The following is a 22,306-nucleotide window of genomic DNA, read 5'->3' on the forward strand; positions in this document are numbered from 1 at the left end:
GGCCGCTCGCCGGACCCGGTGTCTCAGGTCCTCGGACGCGGAGGGAAATTGCTTACGCGGAGGGGATCACGGACTCGGAGGGGACTCTACGGAGCCGGCGGGTCCGGTGGCCGGTTGCGCTCGGCCGGTTCGCCGCGGCCCGGGTCGGGCGGGCCGCCGCGGCCCGGAGCCTTCCGGTGGCCGCGGCCCCGACCCGGCGGGTCGTCACGGCCGGGCTCGGTGCGTCGGGCGTCGTTGCCGTGCAGGTCGGCGTCGGAGAGTGGTTCCAGCTCGCCATGGGTGTCCAGCCAGTACAGGAAGGCCACGGCTGGGCAGACGATCACCGCGGCCACGAGGGTGACCAGGCCGACCCACCGCAGACTGCTGGGAGCACCGGCGCCTTCGGCCACGGTCAGTGATGTGGGGATGAGATAGGGACGTTGGGCGGCTCCCCAGGCGATGACCGCCGCGGCGACGACGCCGACAGCGGTGAACCGGGACCAGGCCCCGCAGCGGCGCAGCAGAAGCCAGCCGGTGGCGAGGGAACAGACTCCGGCCAGGATGACGAGGCCGAGGCCGACGCCGTGGGTGAGTCCGTGCCATACGTGCGGGGCGTCGCTGTGGGTGACGATCAGCATGACCGCGGCCAGTACGGCGAGCGCGACGACGCTGCCCAGCGCCCGCCGCCGGAAGTAGCCGACCAGGTCGGGGGCCTCGAAGCGGGCGGCGTCGGCGGCCAGGAACACGGCGCCGAGGAACGCCGTCGAGACGATGGCGATCAGCCCGAAGAGGATGGAGGTCGGATTGGCCCAGGCATGCGCCGACGCCTGGGTTCCCGGTACCGCCCGTCCCGAGGCGACACCGCCGACGGCGGCACCGAGGAAGAACGGGGTGAGCAAGGAGGAGAAGGCGAAGACGGCGCCGTAGAGGCGTCGCCCCGCAACACGGCGGAGGGGCTTGCGCAGTGCGAAACCAGCGCCGCGCAGGACCAGTCCGACGGCGGCCAGGGCCAGCGGCAGCCACATCGCGGAGAACACGGTCTGGAAGAGGGGCGGGAACCCGGTCCACATGATGACGAAGATGAAGACCAGCCAGACATTGTTCACTTCCCAGACCGGGGCCATGGCGTGGTCGATCAGCCATCTGGGACGCTCGCCGCGCATCGCGCCACCGGCGGTCAGGTCCCAGAACCCGGCTCCGTAGTCGGTGCCGCCGGCGCAGGCGTAGGCGGCCACGGCGAGCAGCAGCACCACGGCGATCACGGCGGCGCTCACGGCCGGCCGCCCTCGTCCGGTCCCGCTCCCGGCTCGCCGGAAGACCGCGCGTCTCCGGAAGGCCGCACGTCGCCGGAAGACGGCTCATCGCCGGACGATGGCCGGTCGCCGGCCGGCACCCGCGAGCGAGGCCCGTAGGGGGTGCCGGTCTCCGGTCCCTCGTGCCGCTCCCCTGCCGCGGCCCACCCGTCGGCTGCCGCGGCCCGCCCGTCGGCGAGCCGCCAGCCCGTTCGCATCTTGAGCAGCACGGCGAGCAGCGAGCCGAAGATGAACACATACACCACGATCACCAGGCCGAACATGATCCACAAACTGGTGGACCGGGTCGCCGTCACCGCCTCGCCGATCCGCATGTGCTGGTAGACGATCCAGGGCTGGCGTCCCACTTCGGTGGTGATCCATCCGCATTCGACGGCGACGACCGAGGCGACACCCGCACACGCCGCACCGCGGAAGAACCATGGTGATCCGGGCAGCCGTCGGCGCCGCAGCCGGCACCAGCCGTACCAGAGCGCAAGGAGGAGGAGCAGGGAACCGATCACGACCATCAGGTCGAAGGCCCAGTGGGCGATGGTGGCCTGGGCGGCCGTCGGACGGTCGCTCGCCGGGACGGAGGTCAGCCCGGTCACCTTGGTCTCGGTGCGGAACCCGGCCAGGACGGAATCGAGTTGGGGGATTCTGATGCCGCCGGAGACGCTTCCGTCGGGGTGCAGTCGGCCGAAAATGTACTCCGGTACGTGAGTGTCGGTCCGCCAGACGATCTCCGTCGCGGCGAACTTCACCGGTTGCTTGTGGAAGACCGACCGGGCGATGGAGTCACCGAGCAGCATCTGCACCGGGGTGAACACCGCGGCGAGGGTGAAGGGGACGGTGAAGCCGAGCCGGTGGTAGCGGTCGCGTCGGCCGCGCAGCCGGCCGACGGCGTAGACACCGGCGACCGTATAGCCCGCGGTGACCAGCATCGCCACGACGAAGTGCCAGTACTGGGGGCCGAACATCGGGGTGAAGATCGCCGACAGGATGTGGACGTCCACGGGCTTGCCGGCGGCGTCGAGGGTGAATCCCTGGGGCGTGTTCATCCATGAGTTCGCCGCCAGGATTCCGAACGCGCCGAGCAGAGCGGCGGCCGGAAGGGGCAGGCCGAGCAGGAAGTGGGTGCGGGGCTTCAGCCTCCGCCAGCCGTAGAGATAGATGGCGATGAGCACCGCCTCGAGGAAGAAGGCCCATGCCTCGACCCCGAACCCGATCCCGAAGACCCCGCCCCATTTGCCCATCAGCCCCGGCCAGAGCAGCCCGAACTCGAAGGACAGCACGGTGCCGGTGACGACGCCGACCGCGAACTGCACCGCCATGACCGCCGACCACCGTCTGGCGAGGAGGAGGGCAACGGGGTCGTTCCGGCGCAGGCCCCGATGGTGCATCACCAGGGTGATCAGCGGCAGCGCCACACCGAACGGCACCAGAATGATGTGGGTGGCCAGGGTGAATGCCATCAGCTCCCTGGCCGGAAGCAGTTGGGCCGGGGCATTCGCCAGCAGTGGGACCGTGCTGTGCATGCCCACGTTCACGATGGCCTGCCTCCTCGGTGCTCGGTCCCGGTCCTGTGGGACCTGCGGGACACAGCGCCGGTCGTGCCCGGCTCGTCACAGAATCACCGGCGGGTCCGGGGAGCACGTACCGGGGGCCGGCATTGGGCCGTTGGGCCGATGATCTACGCCCGGTCGGCCCAGCGCCCTCGGTGACGATCACGCCGAGGGAGTCCGGCACAACGTCAGGAAAGGCCTCATGAAGCAGAAGACCTCATGAAAGGAGGGAGAGGGGCAGGGTGTCCGGCAGTCCCGAGCTGCCGGCCCCCCTCCCCCAGGAGACCAAGACCCTTCGTCGCCCGCCTCAGACCGCAGCCGCGCTATGCGGTCTCATGACTGGGGCCATTGATCTTCTCTATCGCTTGCCGGGCCTGCTCCTGGGGGGAACGGGACGGCAGAGGCGACACCGTCGTGGCGGCCACGGCGGGCTGTGCCCGCTCCTGCGCCACCGTGTTGGCGCGCGCCGCCGGCGGCCTGATGCGCAGCCGCTGGCCGGCCGCCTCATCCAGGGTCACCGGGCGCTTCCAACGGGCAGCCAGCCGGGCGGCGTCCTGACCGAGCGCGGCGACGTCCTCCCACTGCAGACGAACCACCAGAGAAACTTCGGCGTCTCCCTCCGGCAAGGCCTGGAGCTGCCGGAAACCAGGGTCAGTCATGGTGCCCTCCTCACATCGTGGACCAGCGCCCCACGGGGCACGGATATGGAGAGATACGGAGCGGCGCCCGCAACCGTTCATATCCGGCCACAACCAAAGAGTTTCCGCGGATTGCCGTGATCCCCACCCCGTAGCCGGTGTGTGACATCGGCGAGTGCGCTCACCTCGGCGACGGAACGGCCGGTCTCCAGCTCGATCGTGCTCCGGGCCCAGCGGGAGAGGTCGAGATGGGTCTCGACGTCCGGGAGTTCGGCCAGGGCCTTCCAGCAGCCGGACGCCGAACACGGCTCCCGTCGCTCCCGTCGCTCCCGTCATGCCCACGGTCAGTCGCACAGTGGTCAGCTCCTTCGGTTCGCCGGACGGCACGGGGCCGCTGGAAGGCCGTACGGGGTGCAATGGATGTTTCGGTCACCGCATCGTTACGACGGATTTGTGTGGCGTCCGCCCGCAAGTGGCGTGACCGGCACCGTCACCTCTCACGCTAGGCGCGAGCCACCCCTTCGAAGCGGTACGCTGAGGACACGCTATGGACAGAAACGGACTCACTGACGTCACGGAGGTCCCCTTCAGGGCCACCGCGGGAGCCCCGCCCGGCGCGGAGGTACTCGGCTTCGCCGATCTGCTCGCGCGCGCCCGCGGGCATGGCATCGACCCGTACGCCATCAAACGCCTGGCCTTCCACGAGCTGATCATGGTGCGCACCGGCACGCTGCGCTGCTCGGTGGACTTCACCGAACACGAGCTGACCCCGGGCAGCTGGCTGTGGGTGCGTCCCGGGCAGATCAGCCGGTACCGCTCCGACCTCACCCTGGCCGAGGGCACCGTCATCCTCTTCCTGCCGGGCTTCCTGAGCCCCGCGACCGTGGATGCGGCGCGCGTCGACCGGCCCGATGGGCAGCTGCCGCTGACCCCCCGGGGTGCGCAGGCGGACGCCCTTCGGCATGTCCTGGAGCTGCTGGAGAACGAGTACCGGCAGCTGGCCGCGTTGCCTTTGGAGGTGCATATCGAGGTGCTGCGCCATTTGCTCGCCGTCCTCGTGCTGCGGCTGTCCCGGGTGCGCGGCGCGCAGGGGGCCGACGAGGCGGGCAGTGCGGCATTCCGGAGCTTCCAGCAGGCGGTGGAGCGCGACTTCGCCCGCACCCACCGGGTGGAGGAGTACGCCAGAGAGCTGGGCTACAGCGTGCGTACCCTCACCCGCGCGACGCTCGCCGCTGCCGGGTGCGGCGCCAAGCGCTATATCGACGACCGGGTCCTCCTGGAGGCCAAGCGCCTGCTGGTGCACACCGACCTCACCGCCACCGCCGTCGGCGACCGGCTCGGCTTCCCGGACGCCACGGTCTTCACCAAGTTCTTCCGGCAGCGGGCCGGCGAGACGCCGGCCACCTTCCGCAATCACGCCCGGGGAACAGGCGGTGACCCGGAGGGAGAATCATCAGCCTCGCCGCCTGATCGTCGACAACGCCGTACGGCCGGGAGGCCGGGTAGCCGGGAGGCCGGGTAGCCGGGAGGCCGGGTAGCCGGGAGGCCGGATAGCCGGGAGGCCGGGGTCTGTCCTGCGCCACGGCGGGGAAGAGCGCCGTCGGCGCTCGCCCCAACTCCGCTGTCCGGTAGACCACTCGGGCACCATCCGTTGCCTGAACTCCCCGGAGCCTCTACGTTGAGCGCGCCTGATTCGGCTCAACCCGCCGCTCGTGCGGCGGGCTTCGGGAGGACCCCCACATGCACAGACGCACCTCCACAGACGCTTCCCACACCTCCAAACGCCTTTCCATACGCACCGCCGTGGCGGCCGGCCTCGTCGTGGTGTCACTGGCGGCAACGGCCGCCGCAGCCACCGCGGCCGTCGCACCACGCTCCCCCTCGGCGCCGTCCCCGCAGGGTCAACGCACCCAGCAGGTCGAGTACTTCACCGGGGTGGCCGGACACCCCCGGCACACCACCGTCCCGGCCTCGAAACCGCTCTCCCGCTCCAGCCGGGCCGCGATCGCCGCCGACGGCGATGTCACCGCGATCGTGCAGAACGGGCCGGTCGGCACCAAGCTCGATGTGGTCTTCATCGGCGACGGCTACACCGCCGCCCAGCAGGAGGACTTCCACGCCGACGTCCGCGCCAAGTGGGCCAAGATCTCCGCCGTCGAGCCCTATGCCTCCTACGCCGGGCTGTTCAACGTCTGGGCCGTCGACGCCGTCTCCCACGAGTCCGGCGTCTCCGGGGACCCGACGCAGGACGTGGTCCGCGACACCGCCCTCGGCTCCGCCTTCTTCTGTGACGGCACCGAGCGGCTGCTGTGTGTCGACACCGGCAAGGTCGAGTCGTACGCCGCCAAGGCCCCGGCCGCCGATCTCGTCGTGGTGCTCGCCAACTCCACCAAGTACGGCGGCGCGGGCTACAACGACATCTCCTCGCAGGTCGGTTACGACGGGATCGCCACCGCCTCCTCCGACAACGACCGGTCCGACCAGATCGCGGTGCACGAGACCGGTCACTCACTCGGCAAGCTCGCCGACGAGTACGAATACGGCCAGTCCGGCACCTACCCGGGCCCCGAACCGGCCGAGGCGAACCTCACCACGCTCTCGGCCGGCCAGATGACCGCTCAGCAGCAGAAGTGGTACCGCTGGATCGGCCAGGAATCGCCGGACGGCGGCACGGTCGGCGCGTACGAGGGCGGCGGCTACTACCAGTTCGGGCTCAACCGCCCCACCGAGAACTCGATCATGCGGACGCTCGGGCGGGAGTTCAACCTCCCCGGCCGCGAGGCGATGATCGCGGGCTTCTACCGCCGGGCGACCGTGCTGAGCAGCCCGGTGGCCACCGACCGCGCAGTGTCCCGCACGGCTCGTCTCCGTGTCACCGTGCCCCGCTCCGCGCAGGTGAGGTGGTATGTCGACGGCCGGGAGCGCAAGTCCGCGCGGGGCAGATCCACGGTCGTGGTGCGGGCTCTCGGGATTCCGGCGGGCGGCGGCAGCCACACGGTCACGGCCGCGGCCACCGACCGTACGGCCGCGGTCCGTGACCCGGCACTGCGCAAGCTGCTGTCCGGCTCGCTGAGCTGGCGGGTCTCCCGCTAGGGATCTCAGAAGCAGACCGCAGACCGTTCCCGTACTCCGCCACCGGTACCGGGCGGGCCGGGCCGACGCGTCCGTCCGGCACCGGGGGACGGCACCTCGAAGGTCAGCGCGGCGCGGCGAGGTCCTGGGTCCACCAGGGCCCGCCCGCGCCCTCGACAACGCCGATGCCGACCGCGGTGAACTTGCAGTCGAGCAGGTTGTCGCGGTGCATGGCGTCGCCCATCCAGTCGTTCACCGCCGCGGCGGCGGTGCGCGGACCGCGGTCGATGTTCTCGCCCCAGCTGCTCCAGCGGTATCCGGCGGCGGTGATCCGGTCGTCCGGGCCGGTACCGTCCGGCGCATCGTGCTCGTAGTACTGATGTGCCGCCATGTCCGCGGAGTGGCCCCGTGCCGCGGTGTGCAGCCTCGGGTCGATGCGCAGCGGCGCGCAGCCGGCCCGCGCCCGCCGGAGGTTGATGAGCGCGGTGGCCTGCTCTTCGAGGCTGGGCGGCGTGGGTGACGGGGTGGGGGTCGGCCGGGCGGACGCAGTGGGGGACGGGGTCGCGGTGCGCGACAGGGCCGGGGTCGGGGTGGGCGTGGGGCGCGGCGCCGGTGGGGGCGCGGCCACGCTATGTGCCGCCTTCGGCTGGTCCTTCTGTTCACCCGGGGGCGTACCGGGCGACCACCACAGGGCGGCGGAGACGGCTACCGCGAGCGTCGCCGTCCCCGTGACGGCGGTGCCCGTCGTCACCCGGCGCGGCCGGGGCAGCCGCTTCGGCAGTGGGTGGGCGCCGGCTGCACCCGATGCGGGGTGCGCGGGCGCCGCGGTCGTGGAAGCCGTCGCGGCGGTGGGGGCCAGGGCGGTCGGCGGAGCGAGGTGTGGAGGCAGCGGCAGCAGGGCGAGGCCGGCCAGGAGCCCCTCCGCGGGCAGCAGGTCCCTCCAGTGTCCGGAGCAGGCCGTGCACTGACGCGCATGGCGGGATATGCGTTTGCGCCAGAGGGCACAGGGCTCTTCGTCCCAGGCAGCCGTCACGTGGGCCAGATCAGGGCAGGGCGGATTCGCCGCCAGCGCACGGACCACCACGCGACCGGCTTCGAGTTGCTCTTTCATGCGCTGCACCCGGACCGCCGTGTGACGGGAGTCGATCCCGACGGCGGCGACCAGCTCCGGCCTGGTGATCTCGCCCGCGGCCTCCAGCCACCACAGGGACAGCAGCGACCGGTCCCCCTCGTCCAGCCACCGGGTGGCCGCGGCCACTTCACGGCGCTGGCCGGACAGCCCCAGTTTCAAGATGGTCAGGTCCACGAAATCGGCGGAGCGGTCGGGCCGTTCCGGCGCCTGCTCCAGGCCGACGACCGGCGTCTTGCGGTGGGTGGTCCACCGGCGGCGTACCTGGTTCATGGCGATCGCCACCAGCCAGGAGCGGAAGGACGCCGGCTCCCGGAGGTCCGCCAGCGACTCCAGGACGCGCAGCATGGTCTCCTGCACCACGTCGTCGACATCCGCATGGCCGTCCAGTGCGCGTCCGACAACGTTGTAGATCAGCGGCAGGTGGGAGGCGATGAGCTCCTCCCGGGCATGTTCGTCCCCGGCCTTGGCAGCCTCGACGGCGGCCGTCCCGTTTTCCTGCTTCACGCCCATTCATCCCTGTTCAGTCGTGCGTACTCGTAGCCCCCGCACTCAGGTGACCCCGTGAGCCCGTCGCGATAACAGAAAAACCTACGCGGATCCGGAAAGCTCCCGCGCCCCGGCCCCCGCCGCCGGCTCAGCACGGGTACCGGCGGTCCCGGCCACAGGCCGCCAGATTTTTTTCTTGCCGGATTTCCGTTATCGGGGCCCGCCCCCCGGATCTCCCATGTGCCGGACCCCACGGACCACGCACCACGCGGCACCACCGGCCCGGCAGATCTCCAGCCCCCACAGGAAAAGGAACCATGAACAACGACCACCTTCAGACGGAGTTCCACGACGAGGCACCGGCGGGGAGCGGCCGCCGGGCCGCCGGGCCGGCCGCCCACCGGCGGTCCGGCGCGGGCGGCCGCTCGGGAGGACGGCACGGACGGAACAGCGGTCTGCACCGTGGCGGCAGTCATCCCCGGCGGAAGGCCACGCTGCTGGCGGTGGCTTCCGTGATCGTCGTGGGCGGGTCCTGTGTGGTGCTGATACGGCCCGACTCCGGAGCCGACCAGGCGCTCGCGGCAGACCGGTCGGCGCCGGCGGCAACCGGCACCGCCGCCGCCTCCACTCCCCCGGCGCCGCACGCCTCGCACCCGCCCACCAGCCGTAAGCCCTCGGCCTCGCCGTCCAAGGCCGAACGGCACGGCAAGCCGCACTCCGTGCCCCGGCCGCACGCCTCGCACCCCGGCGGCAGCGCAGGCACGACCAGGAGCACGACGCCCCGCACCCCCCACACCGACTCCGGTTCAGACAGCACCACACCGGCCGGAACCCGGGTGGCGACGGATACCGCCGCGACGTTCGCTCAGAAGATCGTCGAGCTGGTCAATGCCCAGCGGGCGCAGCACGGGTGCGGCCCGCTCACCGTCGACCCCCGCCTGCAGGCCGCGGCACAGGGCCACTCGGACGACATGGCGGCCCGCAACTACTACGAGCACAACACCCCGGAAGGCGTCGACCCCGGAACCCGGATGACCAAGGCCGGTTTCCCTTGGGGCAGTTGGGCCGAGAACATCTTCAAGAGCCCCAAGGACCCGGCCACGGCGATGCAGGGCTGGATGGACAGCCCCGGCCACCGTGACAACATCCTCAACTGCTCCTACAAGTCCACCGGGGTGGGCGTGAACCTCAGCGCCAACGGCCCCTGGTGGACCCAGGATTTCGCCACCCACTCCTGACCGCGCCCCGCCGAGCGGCACCCCGGCTTCCCGGCCGGCGGTGCCGCGGCCCCGGCGGTCAGCCGACCGGCCGGGCCAGAGGGCGTCTCGATGCACGCTTGGACAGGGGGAAAGCATAGAGAGAAAGCATTGAAAAAAGCTATATTGAAAGATAAATGGAAAGCTTTTCACGGTGTCTACATCTGGTAGTCACACAGTCTCCCCAGGTCAGAACGTGCCTGCCGGAACGGTGGGATATCTTTGTCATGAGCTATCGGGTAGAGGGAAGGCGGTTCACAGTGGAGCCTGACCACGTAGACGAGATCATCTCGGCATGGGGCCACGAACTGCCCGAAATCGCCGGTCTCCCGCTGGAACTGGCCAAGCGGACCGCGCTGTTGGTATCGGCCTTCGACATCGCCGCCGGCGCCGAACTGGAGAAGCTGGGGCTCACCCAGGCCGAGTACGGCGTGCTCGCCACCCTGCGGCGGATCGGCGCCCCCTACCGCCTCAAGCCGACCGACCTCACGCACGCGCTCCTGCTGTCCTCCGGCGGCACCAGCAATGTCATCAAGCGTCTGGTGGCCGCCGGCTATGTCACCCGCGCAGCGGCCGAGGACGATGCGCGCAGCAGCTGGGTGCAGCTCACACCGAGCGGGGTGGAGACCGCCGAGGCCGCGGTGCGGGCCACCACCGCGGTACACACCCGGCTCGTCGGCCGTATTCCGGAACGCACCGCGAAGGCCCTCAGCGAACAGCTGCGGATCGCGCTCGCCGCCATCGAGGAAGGCGTGCTGATCCGCCGCTGACGCAGTGGTGGTGTCAGTGACCGGCCAGCCGGTCGGCCACCTCCTGGGCCCGTGCCAGCAGCCGCGGCAGCCCGGCGTACCGCAACCGCCCCTGCCGCTTGACGATCCGCCCGGCGACGATGACGGTGTCGACATCGGCGCGGTCCATCGAGGACACCACGGCCGCAGTGGCGTCGTACACCGGTGCCACACCGGGGCGGTCGGTCCGCAGCACGATCAGATCGGCCTGCTTGCCCGGGGTGAGGGAGCCGATGAGGTCCGCCATCCCGAGCGCCTCGGCGCCGCCGAGCGTCGCGAACTCCAGGACCTCCCGCGCCGTGAGCAAGGGCGCTGCCGGGCCCGCATGCCCTTGCAGCGCGGCGAAGCGCCCGATCTGGAAGGCGGCCCGCAGCTGCGTGAACATATCGCTCGGGGCGGCGACTTCCACGTCCACGCTGAGACTGGGCCGCAATCCCGCGGCCGCCGCCTCGGCGAACGGCGGCAGCCCGTGGCCCATGGTCATTTCGATGGCGGGCGCGACCGACAGCGCCCCACCGCTGTCATGGATCAGCTGCAGCTCACCGGGCTCCATCCCGGTGCCGTGGATGAACACCGTGCCGGGGCGCAGTACGCCCAGGCGGCGCAGCCGGGAGACCGGTCTGCCGCCGCAGACGTGCAGGGCGGTCGGCAGATCCAGTTCCTGTGCCAGGGCCCAGCCCCGCCGGGTGGCCTCCTCGCTGCCGGCCTCGGCGTTGAGCGCCATGGTCACCAGGCTGTCCTTGGCGTGCAGCCGGCGATTACGGACCCGGCGGGCGTCCTGTGCCGTGCCGTGTCCGTAGGCGAAGACGCTGCGCAGTCCGGAGTCGGTGAGCGCATCGAGCAGGGCGTCGGTGTGCTCCTCGGTCGGCTTGGCGGCGTTGGAGATGTCCTGGACGGTGGTCACCCCCGCGTCCAGAGCGCCCAGCGCACTCAGCAGGTTCCCGGTATGGAGATCGTCGGCGGTGAGCCGGGGCGCCAGGGTGTGCAGTACGGTCGCGAAATACTGGTCGAGGGTCTGGTCGGCACCACTGCCGCGCAGTACCGCCTGCCACATGTGCCGGTGGGTATCGACGAAACCGGGCAGCACGAGGCACCCGCGGGCGTCGATCCGCTCGCCCACGCCCGCGGCGTCGATGTCCGGGCGTACGGCGGAGATCCGGCCGTCTTCCACCAGGACGTCTGCGGACGACAGTTCACCGATGGCCGGGTCCATGCTGAGGACGCGGCCACCGGTGAGGAGCATCCGTGCGGGGGTCATGCGGTGCCCCATCCCTGGGGCGGGTCCAGGCGGCCCATCTGAAGGTTCCAGTACTCGGTGTTGCGCCGGCAGCGGCCGTCGGGGGCGAAGAGCAGGATGTTGCTCTCCAGGAAGGTGACCCAGTGGTCGCCGTCGGGGTTGATGGCCGGGGCCCGCAGGGTGACCCAGAGTTCGACGGCCGCGCGGTTGCCGGTGACGACCGGGGTGCCGTGCCGGCCGGTCATCTCGGTCTGGCCGGCCGTGATGTCGCGCCAGTAGCGCCCGATGGCATCGCGCCCGCGGAAGGTCTGTGCCGCGACGCCGGGCACCGCCTCGTACACGGCGTCGGGGGTGAACAGGCGGACCGCGGCGGTGTCGTTCTTGGTCCGCCAGGCCTCCAGATAGGCCTCGGTCCAGCAGGAGACGTCGGCGGCGGTGAGCCGGCCGGCGGGCCCGGCGGCGTGGGCGGCCGGCGCCGCTGCCGCCAGGGGCAGCGCGGCGAAGCCGGCCCGGAGGAGAGTACGGCGGTGGGTGCGGGGGTTCACAGGTGTTGAGTGCCCTTTCCGTGCGTACGGGGTGGTGCGGTATCCGGCGGGGATTCACCGGGCGGCGGCGTCACGCCTCGTCCTGGAGGCGGACGGAGAATTCGATGCCGTCGCCCAGCGGGAGTTGCTGGGAGAGGTAGCCGTTGCCGGCCGTGCGGACGTACTCGGTGAACTCGGGCGGCAGCATCGGCAGGTTGTCGGAGACGATCAGGGAACCGGCCCGCAGGGCGGGTTCGAGCACCTTGAGGACCGGCAGGTAGAGCTCCTTCCATCCGTCCAGCAGCACCAGATCGACCGGACCGGGGAGAGCGGCGAGCTGTTCGCGGGCGTCGCCCCTCCTGATCTCGGCACAGGGGGCGAGCCCCGCGCGCTCCAGGTGGCCGCGTGCCCGGTCGGCCTTGCCGGGATGCAGCTCCGAGCCGATGATCCGGCCGCCGCCGTTGTCGCGCAGCGCCGCCGCCGCATAGACCGTCGAGGCACCGAAGGAGGTGCCGAACTCCACGACGAGGGCCGGGCGCAGGCTCCGTACGAGCTGGTACAGGAAGGTGCCGACCTGCGGGTGCACGGGCAGTGCGGCCTGGGCGCACAGCTCGGCGGCCTCCTCGGCGGTGGGCGGCTGCGGCCAGTCGGCCGCGGTGGCGTAGGCGCGCTTCATCACGTCCTGGTCATTGTGCGCGGCGCTGCGGGCGATCTCTTCCAGGACGGCGACCACGCGCGCGTCGTCGAGCCCGGTGGCGGTGAAGGTCATCGCTGCGCCGCCCCGTTCCGTATGGCGGTCGGCAGCGCCGGGTCCAGGTAGCTCTGTGCGTTGTAGAGGGTCCGGTCGGTGTCGAGGATCTCGCGGCGGCCGTGCATCACCCGGGTGTTGTCGATCAGCGCCAGGTCACCGTCCTGCCAGTCCAGTTCTTCGGTCAGTTCCGCGGTGAGCCGGCGGAGTTCGGCGAGGAGTTCCTCGGGGATGGTGGTGCCGTCGGCGAAGGTGATGAGCGGGGTTTCGTAGTGGTACGAGGGGCCGAAGATGCTGTTGGCCCAGGAGAGCCGGCTGCCGAAGAGCGTGGGACGGGCGGCGCCGGTGCGGTACGCGTAGTGGACGGAGCCGTCGTCGTTGAGCTGGAGGGTGGTGGAGACATTGCCGCCCACCAGGTCCTTCATATCGGCGAAGGTGATCTCGTCGACGTTCTTACGGCCTTGGGTCTGGTGGCAGACGAACGCCTTCCACTTGGGCTCCTCCACCCGGCGGCTGTACATGATGTCCTTGGTACCGAAGACCGCGCGGGCGGTGTCACTGGCTGCGTCCCAGACGCGGTAGCCGTCGCAGACGGTGGTCCGGGAGCCGGTGGCGGCGGCCTTCTCGCACAGGAACCACGTCAGGTCGGGGCCGAAGGGGCTGTTGCCGTTCTCCAGATGGAGGCCGACCGCGCCGGTGCCCGCGTCCACCTTCTGGGCGACCTCGCCCCCGTGGAAGGAGCGCGCCGGGTCGAGGGTGATCCGGCTGGAGTGCGCCTTCACGAAGGAGGTGAACTCCTCCAGGTCGGTGTGGAAGCCCCGGAAGAGCAGAAAGCCGGCGTCGGCGAGCAGCCCGGTGACCCATGCCGGGTCCAGTGCACGGAGCGACACGTCCCCGGCGGGCAGGACGAGCCGGCCGGTGGCTGCGCCGTAGGGCCGGACGTCGGCGATCGTGGTCATGCGTCAGCTCCTTGGTGGTCGTACAGCGTTCCGTTGGACAGTGCGGTGCGGATGGCTGCCCGCATGGGCCTGCCGGTGACGGTGAAGAACCTGCGGTAGAGACGCTCGTCGGCCACGGTGAGGTGGGGTACGGCGACCCGTTCCACCTCGGAGAGGTGTGCTGCGCCGAACTCCCGGACGGCTGTTTCGGCCGCCGCGAGATCGGTGGACTCCTCGACGAGGAAGAGCCCGTGGAGGACGGTGAGTCCGTCACCGACCACCGCGACGGCCCGGACGAAGGGGAGTTGGGCATACTGTGCCTCGACCCACTCGGGGGCCACGTTGCGGCCCGCCGCGGTGATGATGACGTTCTTCTTGCGTCCGGTGATGCTGAGGAACCCGTCCCCGTCGATCCGGGCCAGGTCGCCGGTGCGGAGCCAGCCGTCGGCGTCGAGGACGAGGCTGGAGGGGTCGTCGCGGGTGTAGCCGGCGAACAACGAGGTGCTGTTGACCAGCAGTTCCCCGTCGTCGGCGATCTTGACGCGGACGTGGGGCAGCGGCCGGCCCACGGTCCCCGGGCGGCGCGCGGCCGGGGTGTTCCAGCTGACCACGGAACTGTTCTCGGACAGTCCGTAGCCCTCGTGGACGGGAAGGCCGTGCTCCTCCAGGCGGCCCAGCAGCTCGGGGTGCACGGGCGCGCCGCCGCAGCAGATGAGCGGCGCCTCGGGAGTCCCGAACAGGGCGGGTGCCACCGCCCGTCCGCTGCCCGCGGCCTCGTCGGCGGCGGTGACGAAGGCGTCGACCAGCGCGGGCGTGGCCACCATCGCGGTCGGGCGGGACGCGGCCACACAGGGCAGGGCGTCGGCGGCGGCCGCCGCCGCGGTGCCGACGAGGGCCTTGCCCGGCGGCATCAGGACGATCGTCCCGCCGTCGAGCAGGACCATGTAGAGGCCGGTGACCTGCTCGATGAGCAGGCTGAACGGAACGACGGAGAGATAGCGGGTGAATGCCCCGCGGGGCATCACCGATCGCAGCGAGCACAGCAGTTCGTTGAGCGCCGCCGCGCGGATCCGCACGCCTTTGGGGCGCGAGGTGGTCCCCGAGGTGTGGATGACCTTGCACTCCCAGTCCGCCTGGCCGGCGCCGGCCGGCGACAGCGCCAAGGGCGCGGACGGAACGGGCTCGTCGGTGGACAGCGGCAGCACGGGGCAGTCCGGCCGCAGGACCCGGTCCCTCCCCCACCGCGTCAGACGCTCCTGCCCGGCAGCGTCCGCCAGGCACAGGTCGGTCTCCTCCAGCAGCCCTGCGGCCTGTTCGGCGGAGAAGGCGAGCGGGACCGGTACCTCGATGGCGCGTGCGGCGATCAGCGCGAGGTCGGCGACCACGAATTCGGGGGTGTTGCCGCAGACCACGCCGATGCGGAGCGGCCGGCCGTGCCCTTGCCCGATCCGTTCTGCGAGGGCCGCGGCCCGGCGCGTCACCTCCTGGTAGCTGAGGGTCCGTGCCGGCCCGCCGTCCTCCCCCAGCACCTCGATCAGGGGACGCGCCGACTCGCCGAATCTGACCAGGCACTCCCTAATGGCCCGCATGGCCGGCCACCTCCATGGCGCTGATGCTCAGTTGGAGATCGGTGACGGAGTAGCGCCCGGTGGTGTCGGAGAACAGCCGGTCCAGGGCGTTCAGCGCGATGACGCCGACCTGCGGCTCGTGGTCGTAGTACGAGCCCCAGCGCGCCGCCTCGTCCGGCGACAGCCGGCCCGGGTCGGCGGGGCCGAACGGCACGAAGCAGATGCCGGTACGGCCCAGTGTGGTGATCAGGCTCCGGGTGACGGTGCACAGGATGTACTCCATGCCCAGGCACCAGGCGATGATCGGGGTGGCTCTGATCAGTTCGCGGCCGACCGAGACGCGGCGGGTGGCCAGCGCCCCCACCTCCACCACCCGCCTGCGGTCCACAGTGACCCCGAGCCGCTCCAGCGCGGCGGCCTCGACCCCGGTGTCCAGATACCGCTCGGAGAACAGCTCCTGGTCCCTGCCGAAGGTGAGCCCCGCGCAGGCCAGTGGCGCGCAGGGCTCCGCCGCCCCGCCACAGGCCGGGCGGGCGACGATGAACGAGTCGGGCCGGGGCGCCACATCGGCGCCGTATGCCTGGGCGTACACCTCACGAGCGAGGTCCGCGGCGTCCAGCCAAGGGCTGGTCGACCGGTGTGCCAGATCGATCTGCACGGTGCTCCCCCCTTCCCCGGCTGCCGGCTCTACTTGGTGCCGACGACCAGAGAGACGGATGAGGGCAGCGTGATCCGCTCGACGGTCTGCAGACCCGCGCCCGTGAGCCATCCCGAGATCTCCGGCAGGCTGTAGGTGCGGTCGCCGGAGCAGGCGTACATCGCCAGGGAGAACGCCGCGTTGTGCTCGTCGAGCTGCTCGCCGCGTACGTCTTCCAGCACCACGATCCGGCCGCCGGGCCGCAGCGCCTTGGCGGCCCGTGCGATCAGGTCCCGGTTCTCCTCGTCGGTGTGGTTGTGCACGATCTCGAAGAGGAAGACCACGTCATATCCGGTGCCGAGGTCGCCGCTGAGGAAGCTGCCGCGCTGCAGCCCGATCCGGTCGGTGAGCCCCGCCTCCGCGATCGCGGCGCCGGTGTCGGCGAGCGCCTCGGGCAGGTCGAGGATGGTCGCGGACAGCTCCGGGTGCCGGCGGCACATGGCCATGGAGTGCAGTCCGTGCGAACCCCCCAGGTCCAGGAGGCGCCGCGCTCCTTCGGGCAGCGGCACGGCGTCGACGATGGACTGCACGGTCAGCCGCGACTTGACCCGCATGTACGCGGAGAAGTCCCGCCCGGCCTCGGGGTTGCCGGCCCAGCGCTCCCACAGCGACTGGGCGGGCTTGCCGTCCCGTACGGCCTGTGGCAGTTCCCACATGACGTGGGTGAGTTCGTACGCCCACAGCAGCGCCGGGGTGAAGTCGTACTCGGCGTCCTTGCCCAGCCAGCGTTCGGCGAGCGGGCCGTTGCGGTAGCGCCCGTCCTCCAGGGTGAGCCAGCCCAGGACGGCGGCGACGTCGGCCACCGCCCGGGTGCCGTCCGTGCTCGCGCCGATCGCCGAGGCCAGCTCGTCGAGCGTCTTGGGGCCGTCCTCCTCCAGGATGCGGAAGATGCCGAGCTTGGCGGCGGAGGTGAGTGCCGCGTAGCGGATGGTGGAACCGATCACCTCATCGATCGGGTTGCCCGCCAGCTCGGCGTCGGTGGTGGTCTTGAACATGGCTGATCTCCTCGGGATGGCAGGTGACAACAGCCGCGCTGACGGCACGCGGCCAGGACACGCCGTGCGCGCGACGACACGCGTTCACGGTGAAGGTGAAGAACTGCCGAACGGGGACGAGCTTCAGCCGGCCGGGCCGGGGAGCGGAAACGCCCGGGGGCGAACCGGCTCCGGCCGTGCCACGAGGGCGGGTACGAAGGCGCTCCGCGCCGTGGCGGCCGTGGTATTTCACACCCTGGGACGGGCCCACCGGGTGGTGTTCGGTTTTGGATTCCGGCCGCGACGGCCGCCGGCCGCTTTGTCCGTGACGGCACCGGAGGAGCCGGCGGGCCGGACGTCGCAGCACGGTGGCATCATCGGGCCCGGTGCTGCTCCCGTGGCCTCGGGTGCGAAGCCGGTACGGAGCCGGGCAGCAGTGTCCTCGGCCGCTGTGCGGTCGGGAGGGAGCGGTTCGGTGCGGGACCGAGTGGCCAGGCGTGCCGGTGCCGGTGGGGCGGCGAAGTCATGGCGTCCCGGAAGACGCCGGACGCGCGGGGCACAGCGCCGGGACCGCGCAGGGACGTTCCCGGGACGATGCCGACGACCGCCGCTCCATCCGGATTCGAGCGGCCTCCGGCACCATCGGTACCACTCGCCCGGCAGTTCCCCGGATGGCGGCTGCCGGGGCGGGCGAGCCGGGTACGGGACCGGGCGGGCCCGCACCGGACAACTCCACAACAGGAGGCGGAAGTACGGAGCTGCCTCAGTACGGGCCGTCGAAGGTCAGGCGGAGACCTCGTCGAACCCGACGGCGGCGCGGCCGGCCCGGTGGATGTGGGCGGTCTCGGCGATCCGGCGGCCGAGTGCCTCGGCGGTACGCAGATCGCCGGCACAGGGGGTGACGTCGGGGCCCTCGTCGTTGTTCGACTGGGACATGGCGCCCAGCCAGCTGCCGAGCCGGTTGAGGTCCTCGGGGCTGCCGGCGGAGGTGTTCCAGCCGCCGTACTCGGCGAGGCCGACCCAGATCATGCCGTGCTGGGCGGCGAACAGCGCAATGTCGATCAGCGCGTTGAGCTTGTCCCCCGCCATGTTGCCGCTGTTGGTGAAGCCGCCGGCGATCTTGTTCTTCCAGCGCATGTTGTCGCCCCAGACCTGGCTGGTGGCCTCGACGAAGGCGCGGAAGACGGCACTGCTGCCACCCATGTAGGTCGGCGTGCCGAAGGTCAGGGCGTCCGACTCCTGCAGCACCTCCCACAGTTCGTCGTTCAGCTCGGCGAGGGAGACCAGACGTACCTGGGTGTCGGGAACCTTCTCCGCGCCGGCCGCGACGGCCGCCGCCTGCTTTGCGGTGTGGCCGTATCCACTGTGGTACGCCACCGCAACCTTGATCTGCATGCTTCTCCCCCACCGGGACCGATACGATGTTTAGCTTTCACTAAAGCTGTCCAGAAAGCTTTAGGTGCTGGTTACGCTATCCATGCCCGCGCTTCCAAGGCAAGCGCCTCCGGACAACACCCTGAAAAGAACAGGTAAACCGGCAGGTCGGAATAGTTCACCCGGCCACCTCCACTTCTCCGCGGACATCGGCGCTCGGCACCGGACGCCCCGTCACCATGACCGTCCCGTCGGCGACTTCGCCGCCCGCCGGATGAAATCGGACACTGCGGCACACTTCGGGACCGACCCCCGCGAGAGCCGGTCACTCAAGGTGACTCTTCGTCATATGCCTTTCCAGCCACACCGGTTCAGTCCAGTTGGGCCGGGGGGGAGGGGCATGACGCAACGGGGGCGAGGACCGCCCGCCACCGAGCGGGGAATTCACACACCGCCACCCCTCCGGCGACCTATGTGACCCACGTCACACCTCAAGGTGTCATACGCCGAAGGGGCCACGTTCGTGTGCAGGGTGACGGGCCCGCAAGGGGCCCGGCACTACGGGGAAAGGACATCACGTGCGTAACAGGCGAATCCTCACCGCTGCGCTCGCTGCCGCCACACTCACGGTCATCGGCCTGGGCGGCGCCGCCCAGGCCCACGCCACCCAGGCCGAGGCCACACCGGCCGCCTTCCACGCGCAGGCCAAGCCGATGGACGGCCCGCCCGGAACCGTGTGGACCGGCAAGAAGTTCTGGACCCTCAGCGGCTGCCAGGCCGCGGGGACCGACCTGGTCAGCAGCGGCAAGTGGGCCGACCCCTTCTGCGACGGCTCGGGCCTCATGTGGGACCTGTGGGCCCGGCCGCTGTAAACCCTGCGCGGCTTGCGGCGCCCCAGCGATAGGCCGCAGGCAGCAATCCCGAGCCGGATGGTCGTCCCCGCGCAAGTCTGCGGTACGGGGGGGACGACCGTCCGGCAACCCGGCCGGCCACCGCGTCTGCGATGGCGATCGCGTCCGCAGGTTCAACTGCGGCTGCGACTGCGGTCGGAGACCGGATCGTCGAGGCGCCGCCGGCCCCCGGTCACCTTCCTTGGGGGCCGGCGGCACCGACGGGAACGTGCGCGAGGGCCGCGCTCGATATGCGGTACCTGCCGTTCGGCACCTCGGCGGCGGTGACATGGACGGTCAGAGGACCTGCCCATTCGTATCCGCGCTCGGCGGCGTGCCGGGCCAGCACATCGGTCAGTTGCCGGCCCACCTCCCCGCCGCCCGCGGCCAGTTCGTCGTGCACCGCAGTCGCGAGTTCGACGGTGTAGTCATTCGGCACGAGGACTCGGCTCTGGCTGCAGACGACCGCATGGCCGTCACATTCCTGCCGTAGCGCGTCGAACAACTGGACCGGATCGGTCCGGAATATCTTGGCCAACAGCGCGCTCCCGCAGTCCTCCATCACACGTTCCCAACGCATCAGCAATCCCATGGAGATCGCCTGCCCTGGAGTGTCATGCGCATGCAGGGGTGTTACAGGTGGGGGCGCCGGAGGCCGAGGCGAGGTGCCCTGCCGGACCGGGTGGCCGGGCGGCCGGCCAGGCAGGTAGGCAGGCAGGCGCGCGCGCAGGCAGGCAGGCAGGCCACGGGAAGAGCTTGGCCCCCATGACGCGGGACACGTCACAATGGGCGGGTGCCGATCATGACGTTCCCGGAAGCCGATGTCCCACCCGCGCTGCATACACAGGTCTCGGAGCTACAGGACGAGGCATGGCCTCCGGATTCCGCGTCGGCACCCGGCACCTTCGCCCACGATCCGGCGTTGCAGCCGGTGTCGATGCTGCTCGTCGACGGCGCCACGGTGCTCGCCGCCCTGGACATCCTCACCAAGCAGCTCATCCATGACGGAGCACCCTTCCGGGCCGCGGGGCTGAGCACGGTGGTGACCCGCGGCACCGCCCGCGGCCAGGGACACGGCCGCCGCCTGGTGACTGCCGCCCATGAAGCAATGGCAGTCATGGGCCTGGATATCGGCCTGTTCACCTGCGACCGGCCGCTCCGGCCCTTCTACGAGAGCGCGGGCTGGCACCATCTCCCCGGCGCGGTGCTCATCGGGGGCACACCCCTGGCCCCCTTCCCCAGCGACCGTCCCGGCTTCGACAAGGTCACCATGGCCGACTTCTTCTCACCCCGGGGCCGCCGTCACCGTCCGTCGTTTCCGCACTCCCGCATCGAGCTGTACCCGGGCGAGATCGACAGACTGTGGTGACGACGCACTGCGGTGACGACGGACAGCGGTGACGACGGACTGCGGTGACGACGGACTGTGGTGACGACGGACTGTGGTGACGACAGCCCGCTCGAACGGGGCGCGCGGCGTTCGCCTGACCGGAACGAAACCAAGTCGCCGGGGCGGGCCGCGGAGCAGCGCCCGGAATGACATGCGCCCGCCCCGGACCGTTGAAGACCGGAGCCCGCAGGCAATCGGAAGGCCCGCCATCGACACAACTGGGCAAACTGGTGGGGAAACCTCCAAAACCGCCCGGTCATCACTGTTCCCGCCAAGACGATCACGGGGAGGTATGGGGTCGCAGAATTACAGGCGCGGCGCGTGCTCCGGCAGCGGCCGCCCTTCCCTCCGCGACGACCTCAAGGACGTGCGTCATGAGCGAACGTGTCATCACCCCGCGCAGCCGTGGATTCCTCTTCCTCGACTCCCACCCGGCCGGCTGCGCGCGCCTGGTGCAGCAGATGTGGGACGACGCCCCTTCGCCCGGCCGCGTCCAGGACAGCGCCCCGGTGGCGCTCATCGTCGGCTCGTCGGCCGGCTACGGCCTGGCCACGACGATCGCCGGACTCGCGCGGGCGGGCATCCGGGGCATCGGCGTCTGTTTCGAGAAGGCCCCCACCGAACGGCGCACCGCTACGGCCGGCTGGTACCGCACCGCCGCCACCGCTGAACTCGCCCGGCGGCACGGCCACGACATGGTGTTCCTCAACGGAGACGCGTTCACCGACGGGATGAAGGACCAGGTCGCGGACCTCCTGCGACAGCGCTTCGGCCGCCTGGACCACCTGATCTACTCGGTTGCCGCACCGCGGCGCACCGACCCGGACACCGGTGCCGCCTACGCTTCGGTCCTCAAGCCCATCGGCCAGGCGTACCGCACCAAGACCCTCGTTTTCGGCAGTGCGGGAACGCCGGAGGTCAAGGAAGTGGAGACCCGGCCGGCCGAGGGCGACGACGTCGAGCAGACCGTTGCGGTGATGGGCGGCACGGACTGGGAACGGTGGGTCGACCATCTTGCGGACCGCAGTCTGCTCGCCGACGGATTCTCCACCGCCGCCTTGTCGTACATCGGTTCCCCTCTGACGGACGGGATCTACCGGCAGGGCACCATCGGCGCGGCCAAGTCCCACCTCGAAGCGACCGCTCGCGCGCTCGACGAGCGCCTGGACAAGCTGGTAGGCGGCCGCGCGGTGACCTCCGTCAACGGGGCCGCGGTCACACAGTCCTCCACCGCCATCCCCGGCATCGCCCTCTACGTCGGCCTGCTGCGCGGCGTGCTCGGCGAGGCGCTGGTTCCGCCCGTTGCCCAGTTGCCCGACCTGTGGGACCAGTTGACCGGCGTCCGACCCTTGGAGACCGACGACGACGGCCGGGTCCGCCTCGACGGCTGGGAACTCAACAGCGCGGTCCAGGCCGCCGTCACCGAACGCTGGGAACGGGCCACCACCGAGACCCTCACCCGCCTCGCCGATCTCGACTGGTTCCATGCCGAGATCCAGCGCCTCTACGGTTTCGCGGTACCGGGAATCGACTACACGGCTCCGACCACAACCTGGGTTCCCTGGCCGGAGGCCACTTCCTGATCCCGGGAATCCGGCGACCGGAGACATCGTGGATTCGGTGACCGCCCCGTTTTCGTCCGGGGGGAACGGGACTTCGTCGAGTTACCGAAAGCGCGCGCTCTCCTTGCGGAATTCCTGCCAAGGCAAGGGAGGTATTCCAGGTGACGGGGCGCGCGGCCCGGAAGACCGGGGGGCG

At 70.9% G+C, this 22,306-nt stretch carries 20 protein-coding genes and 1 pseudogene; 7 read left to right on the top strand and 14 right to left on the bottom strand.

Annotation, left to right across the window (positions count from 1 at the left end; all coding sequences use genetic code 11):
* Positions 1–86: 86 nt before the first annotated feature.
* The 4 genes and pseudogenes from ACWGJY_RS24245 to ACWGJY_RS24260 all read right to left on the bottom strand — a co-directional run.
* Complete coding sequence (locus ACWGJY_RS24245; RefSeq protein WP_453262935.1) at positions 87–1,253, bottom strand: cytochrome d ubiquinol oxidase subunit II; 1,167 nt, start codon at positions 1,251–1,253, stop codon at positions 87–89.
* On the bottom strand, positions 1,250–2,809 hold the full coding sequence (locus ACWGJY_RS24250; RefSeq protein WP_453262983.1) for a cytochrome ubiquinol oxidase subunit I: 1,560 nt from the start codon (positions 2,807–2,809) through the stop codon (positions 1,250–1,252). The genes ACWGJY_RS24245 and ACWGJY_RS24250 overlap by 4 nt, the downstream gene beginning before the upstream one ends.
* Before the next feature lie 350 nt (positions 2,810–3,159).
* Positions 3,160–3,495, bottom strand: a complete 336-nt coding sequence (locus ACWGJY_RS24255) for a hypothetical protein (RefSeq protein ID WP_453262936.1) — start codon at positions 3,493–3,495, stop codon at positions 3,160–3,162.
* A gap of 137 nt (positions 3,496–3,632) precedes the next feature.
* Positions 3,633–3,828, bottom strand: a pseudogene (locus ACWGJY_RS24260) (phenolic acid decarboxylase subunit B); the annotation flags it as partial.
* A 193-nt stretch (positions 3,829–4,021) separates the two neighbouring features.
* Between ACWGJY_RS24260 and ACWGJY_RS24265 the strand changes: the two are divergent.
* Both ACWGJY_RS24265 and ACWGJY_RS24270 read left to right on the top strand, forming a co-directional pair.
* Positions 4,022–4,996 carry an AraC family transcriptional regulator gene (locus tag ACWGJY_RS24265; RefSeq protein WP_453262937.1) on the top strand — a complete coding sequence of 325 codons (975 nt, stop codon included), beginning with the start codon at positions 4,022–4,024 and terminating at the stop codon, positions 4,994–4,996.
* Positions 4,997–5,214: 218 nt separating this feature from the next.
* A complete protein-coding gene (locus ACWGJY_RS24270; protein WP_453262938.1) occupies positions 5,215–6,567 on the top strand; it encodes a M64 family metallopeptidase in 1,353 nt (450 codons plus the stop codon).
* Between the two features lie 103 nt (positions 6,568–6,670).
* Here the strand turns inward: ACWGJY_RS24270 and ACWGJY_RS24275 are convergent, their stop codons facing one another.
* Positions 6,671–8,182 (bottom strand): sigma-70 family RNA polymerase sigma factor, encoded by a 1,512-nt coding sequence (locus ACWGJY_RS24275; protein ID WP_453262939.1) that lies wholly within the window; start codon positions 8,180–8,182, stop codon positions 6,671–6,673.
* Between the two features lie 299 nt (positions 8,183–8,481).
* Here ACWGJY_RS24275 and ACWGJY_RS24280 point away from each other — a divergent pair, with 299 nt between their 5' ends.
* Both ACWGJY_RS24280 and ACWGJY_RS24285 read left to right on the top strand, forming a co-directional pair.
* On the top strand, positions 8,482–9,402 hold the full coding sequence (locus ACWGJY_RS24280) for a CAP domain-containing protein (protein WP_453262940.1): 921 nt from the start codon (positions 8,482–8,484) through the stop codon (positions 9,400–9,402).
* Between the two features lie 278 nt (positions 9,403–9,680).
* The gene (locus ACWGJY_RS24285; RefSeq protein WP_453262941.1) at positions 9,681–10,190 is read left to right on the top strand and encodes a MarR family winged helix-turn-helix transcriptional regulator; all 510 of its coding nucleotides are present in this window, start codon (positions 9,681–9,683) and stop codon (positions 10,188–10,190) included.
* A gap of 13 nt (positions 10,191–10,203) precedes the next feature.
* Here the strand turns inward: ACWGJY_RS24285 and ACWGJY_RS24290 are convergent, their stop codons facing one another.
* The 8 genes from ACWGJY_RS24290 to ACWGJY_RS24325 all read right to left on the bottom strand — a co-directional run bounded on the left by ACWGJY_RS24290 (position 10,204) and on the right by ACWGJY_RS24325 (position 18,289).
* Positions 10,204–11,466 (bottom strand): amidohydrolase family protein, encoded by a 1,263-nt coding sequence (locus tag ACWGJY_RS24290; RefSeq protein ID WP_453262942.1) that lies wholly within the window; start codon positions 11,464–11,466, stop codon positions 10,204–10,206.
* Positions 11,463–11,990, bottom strand: coding sequence for a nuclear transport factor 2 family protein (locus tag ACWGJY_RS24295; protein WP_453262943.1), 528 nt, complete (start codon positions 11,988–11,990; stop codon positions 11,463–11,465). Before ACWGJY_RS24295 ends, ACWGJY_RS24290 begins: the two co-directional genes overlap by 4 nt.
* A 70-nt stretch (positions 11,991–12,060) precedes the next feature.
* On the bottom strand, positions 12,061–12,738 hold the full coding sequence (locus ACWGJY_RS24300) for an O-methyltransferase (protein ID WP_453262944.1): 678 nt from the start codon (positions 12,736–12,738) through the stop codon (positions 12,061–12,063).
* Positions 12,735–13,676, bottom strand: coding sequence for a TauD/TfdA family dioxygenase (locus ACWGJY_RS24305; protein WP_453262945.1), 942 nt, complete (start codon positions 13,674–13,676; stop codon positions 12,735–12,737). The genes ACWGJY_RS24300 and ACWGJY_RS24305 overlap by 4 nt, the downstream gene beginning before the upstream one ends.
* Positions 13,673–15,244: an AMP-binding protein gene (locus ACWGJY_RS24310; protein WP_453262946.1), complete on the bottom strand. Its 1,572-nt coding sequence runs from the start codon at positions 15,242–15,244 to the stop codon at positions 13,673–13,675. The genes ACWGJY_RS24305 and ACWGJY_RS24310 overlap by 4 nt, the downstream gene beginning before the upstream one ends.
* A complete protein-coding gene (locus ACWGJY_RS24315; RefSeq protein WP_453262947.1) occupies positions 15,231–15,881 on the bottom strand; it encodes a thermostable hemolysin in 651 nt (216 codons plus the stop codon). Before ACWGJY_RS24315 ends, ACWGJY_RS24310 begins: the two co-directional genes overlap by 14 nt.
* Positions 15,882–15,910: 29 nt before the next feature.
* Complete coding sequence (locus ACWGJY_RS24320) at positions 15,911–16,915, bottom strand: methyltransferase (RefSeq protein WP_453262948.1); 1,005 nt, start codon at positions 16,913–16,915, stop codon at positions 15,911–15,913.
* Positions 16,916–17,677: 762 nt separating this feature from the next.
* The gene (locus ACWGJY_RS24325; RefSeq protein ID WP_453262949.1) at positions 17,678–18,289 is read right to left on the bottom strand and encodes a flavodoxin family protein; all 612 of its coding nucleotides are present in this window, start codon (positions 18,287–18,289) and stop codon (positions 17,678–17,680) included.
* 557 nt (positions 18,290–18,846) lie between these two features.
* Here ACWGJY_RS24325 and ACWGJY_RS24330 point away from each other — a divergent pair.
* Positions 18,847–19,140: a hypothetical protein gene (locus ACWGJY_RS24330; protein WP_453262950.1), complete on the top strand. Its 294-nt coding sequence runs from the start codon at positions 18,847–18,849 to the stop codon at positions 19,138–19,140.
* 211 nt (positions 19,141–19,351) lie between these two features.
* On the opposite strand, the gene ACWGJY_RS24335 is transcribed toward ACWGJY_RS24330, so the two are convergent.
* Positions 19,352–19,750 carry a DUF3662 domain-containing protein gene (locus tag ACWGJY_RS24335; RefSeq protein WP_453262951.1) on the bottom strand — a complete coding sequence of 133 codons (399 nt, stop codon included), beginning with the start codon at positions 19,748–19,750 and terminating at the stop codon, positions 19,352–19,354.
* A gap of 210 nt (positions 19,751–19,960) precedes the next feature.
* Between ACWGJY_RS24335 and ACWGJY_RS24340 the strand changes: the two genes are divergently transcribed.
* Positions 19,961–20,527 carry a GNAT family N-acetyltransferase gene (locus ACWGJY_RS24340; protein WP_453262984.1) on the top strand — a complete coding sequence of 189 codons (567 nt, stop codon included), beginning with the start codon at positions 19,961–19,963 and terminating at the stop codon, positions 20,525–20,527.
* Between the two features lie 395 nt (positions 20,528–20,922).
* Positions 20,923–22,131, top strand: coding sequence for an enoyl-[acyl-carrier-protein] reductase FabV (gene fabV / locus ACWGJY_RS24345; protein ID WP_453262952.1), 1,209 nt, complete (start codon positions 20,923–20,925; stop codon positions 22,129–22,131).
* The last annotated feature ends 175 nt before the right edge of the window (positions 22,132–22,306 follow it).

It is taken from the genome of Streptomyces sp. NPDC054765 (genome assembly GCF_053612065.1).

Coding starts and splice junctions, on each gene's coding strand:
- ACWGJY_RS24250 (WP_453262983.1), bottom strand. CDS start 2,809: ATGCACAGCACGGTCCCACTGCTGGCGAATGCCCCGGCCCAACTGCTT.
- ACWGJY_RS24255 (WP_453262936.1), bottom strand. CDS start 3,495: ATGACTGACCCTGGTTTCCGGCAGCTCCAGGCCTTGCCGGAGGGAGAC.
- ACWGJY_RS24265 (WP_453262937.1), top strand. CDS start 4,022: ATGGACAGAAACGGACTCACTGACGTCACGGAGGTCCCCTTCAGGGCC.
- ACWGJY_RS24270 (WP_453262938.1), top strand. CDS start 5,215: ATGCACAGACGCACCTCCACAGACGCTTCCCACACCTCCAAACGCCTT.
- ACWGJY_RS24280 (WP_453262940.1), top strand. CDS start 8,482: ATGAACAACGACCACCTTCAGACGGAGTTCCACGACGAGGCACCGGCG.
- ACWGJY_RS24290 (WP_453262942.1), bottom strand. CDS start 11,466: ATGACCCCCGCACGGATGCTCCTCACCGGTGGCCGCGTCCTCAGCATG.
- ACWGJY_RS24300 (WP_453262944.1), bottom strand. CDS start 12,738: ATGACCTTCACCGCCACCGGGCTCGACGACGCGCGCGTGGTCGCCGTC.
- ACWGJY_RS24305 (WP_453262945.1), bottom strand. CDS start 13,676: ATGACCACGATCGCCGACGTCCGGCCCTACGGCGCAGCCACCGGCCGG.
- ACWGJY_RS24310 (WP_453262946.1), bottom strand. CDS start 15,244: ATGCGGGCCATTAGGGAGTGCCTGGTCAGATTCGGCGAGTCGGCGCGT.
- ACWGJY_RS24320 (WP_453262948.1), bottom strand. CDS start 16,915: ATGTTCAAGACCACCACCGACGCCGAGCTGGCGGGCAACCCGATCGAT.
- ACWGJY_RS24325 (WP_453262949.1), bottom strand. CDS start 18,289: ATGCAGATCAAGGTTGCGGTGGCGTACCACAGTGGATACGGCCACACC.
- ACWGJY_RS24335 (WP_453262951.1), bottom strand. CDS start 19,750: ATGGGATTGCTGATGCGTTGGGAACGTGTGATGGAGGACTGCGGGAGC.
- ACWGJY_RS24340 (WP_453262984.1), top strand. CDS start 19,961: ATGACGTTCCCGGAAGCCGATGTCCCACCCGCGCTGCATACACAGGTC.
- fabV (WP_453262952.1), top strand. CDS start 20,923: ATGAGCGAACGTGTCATCACCCCGCGCAGCCGTGGATTCCTCTTCCTC.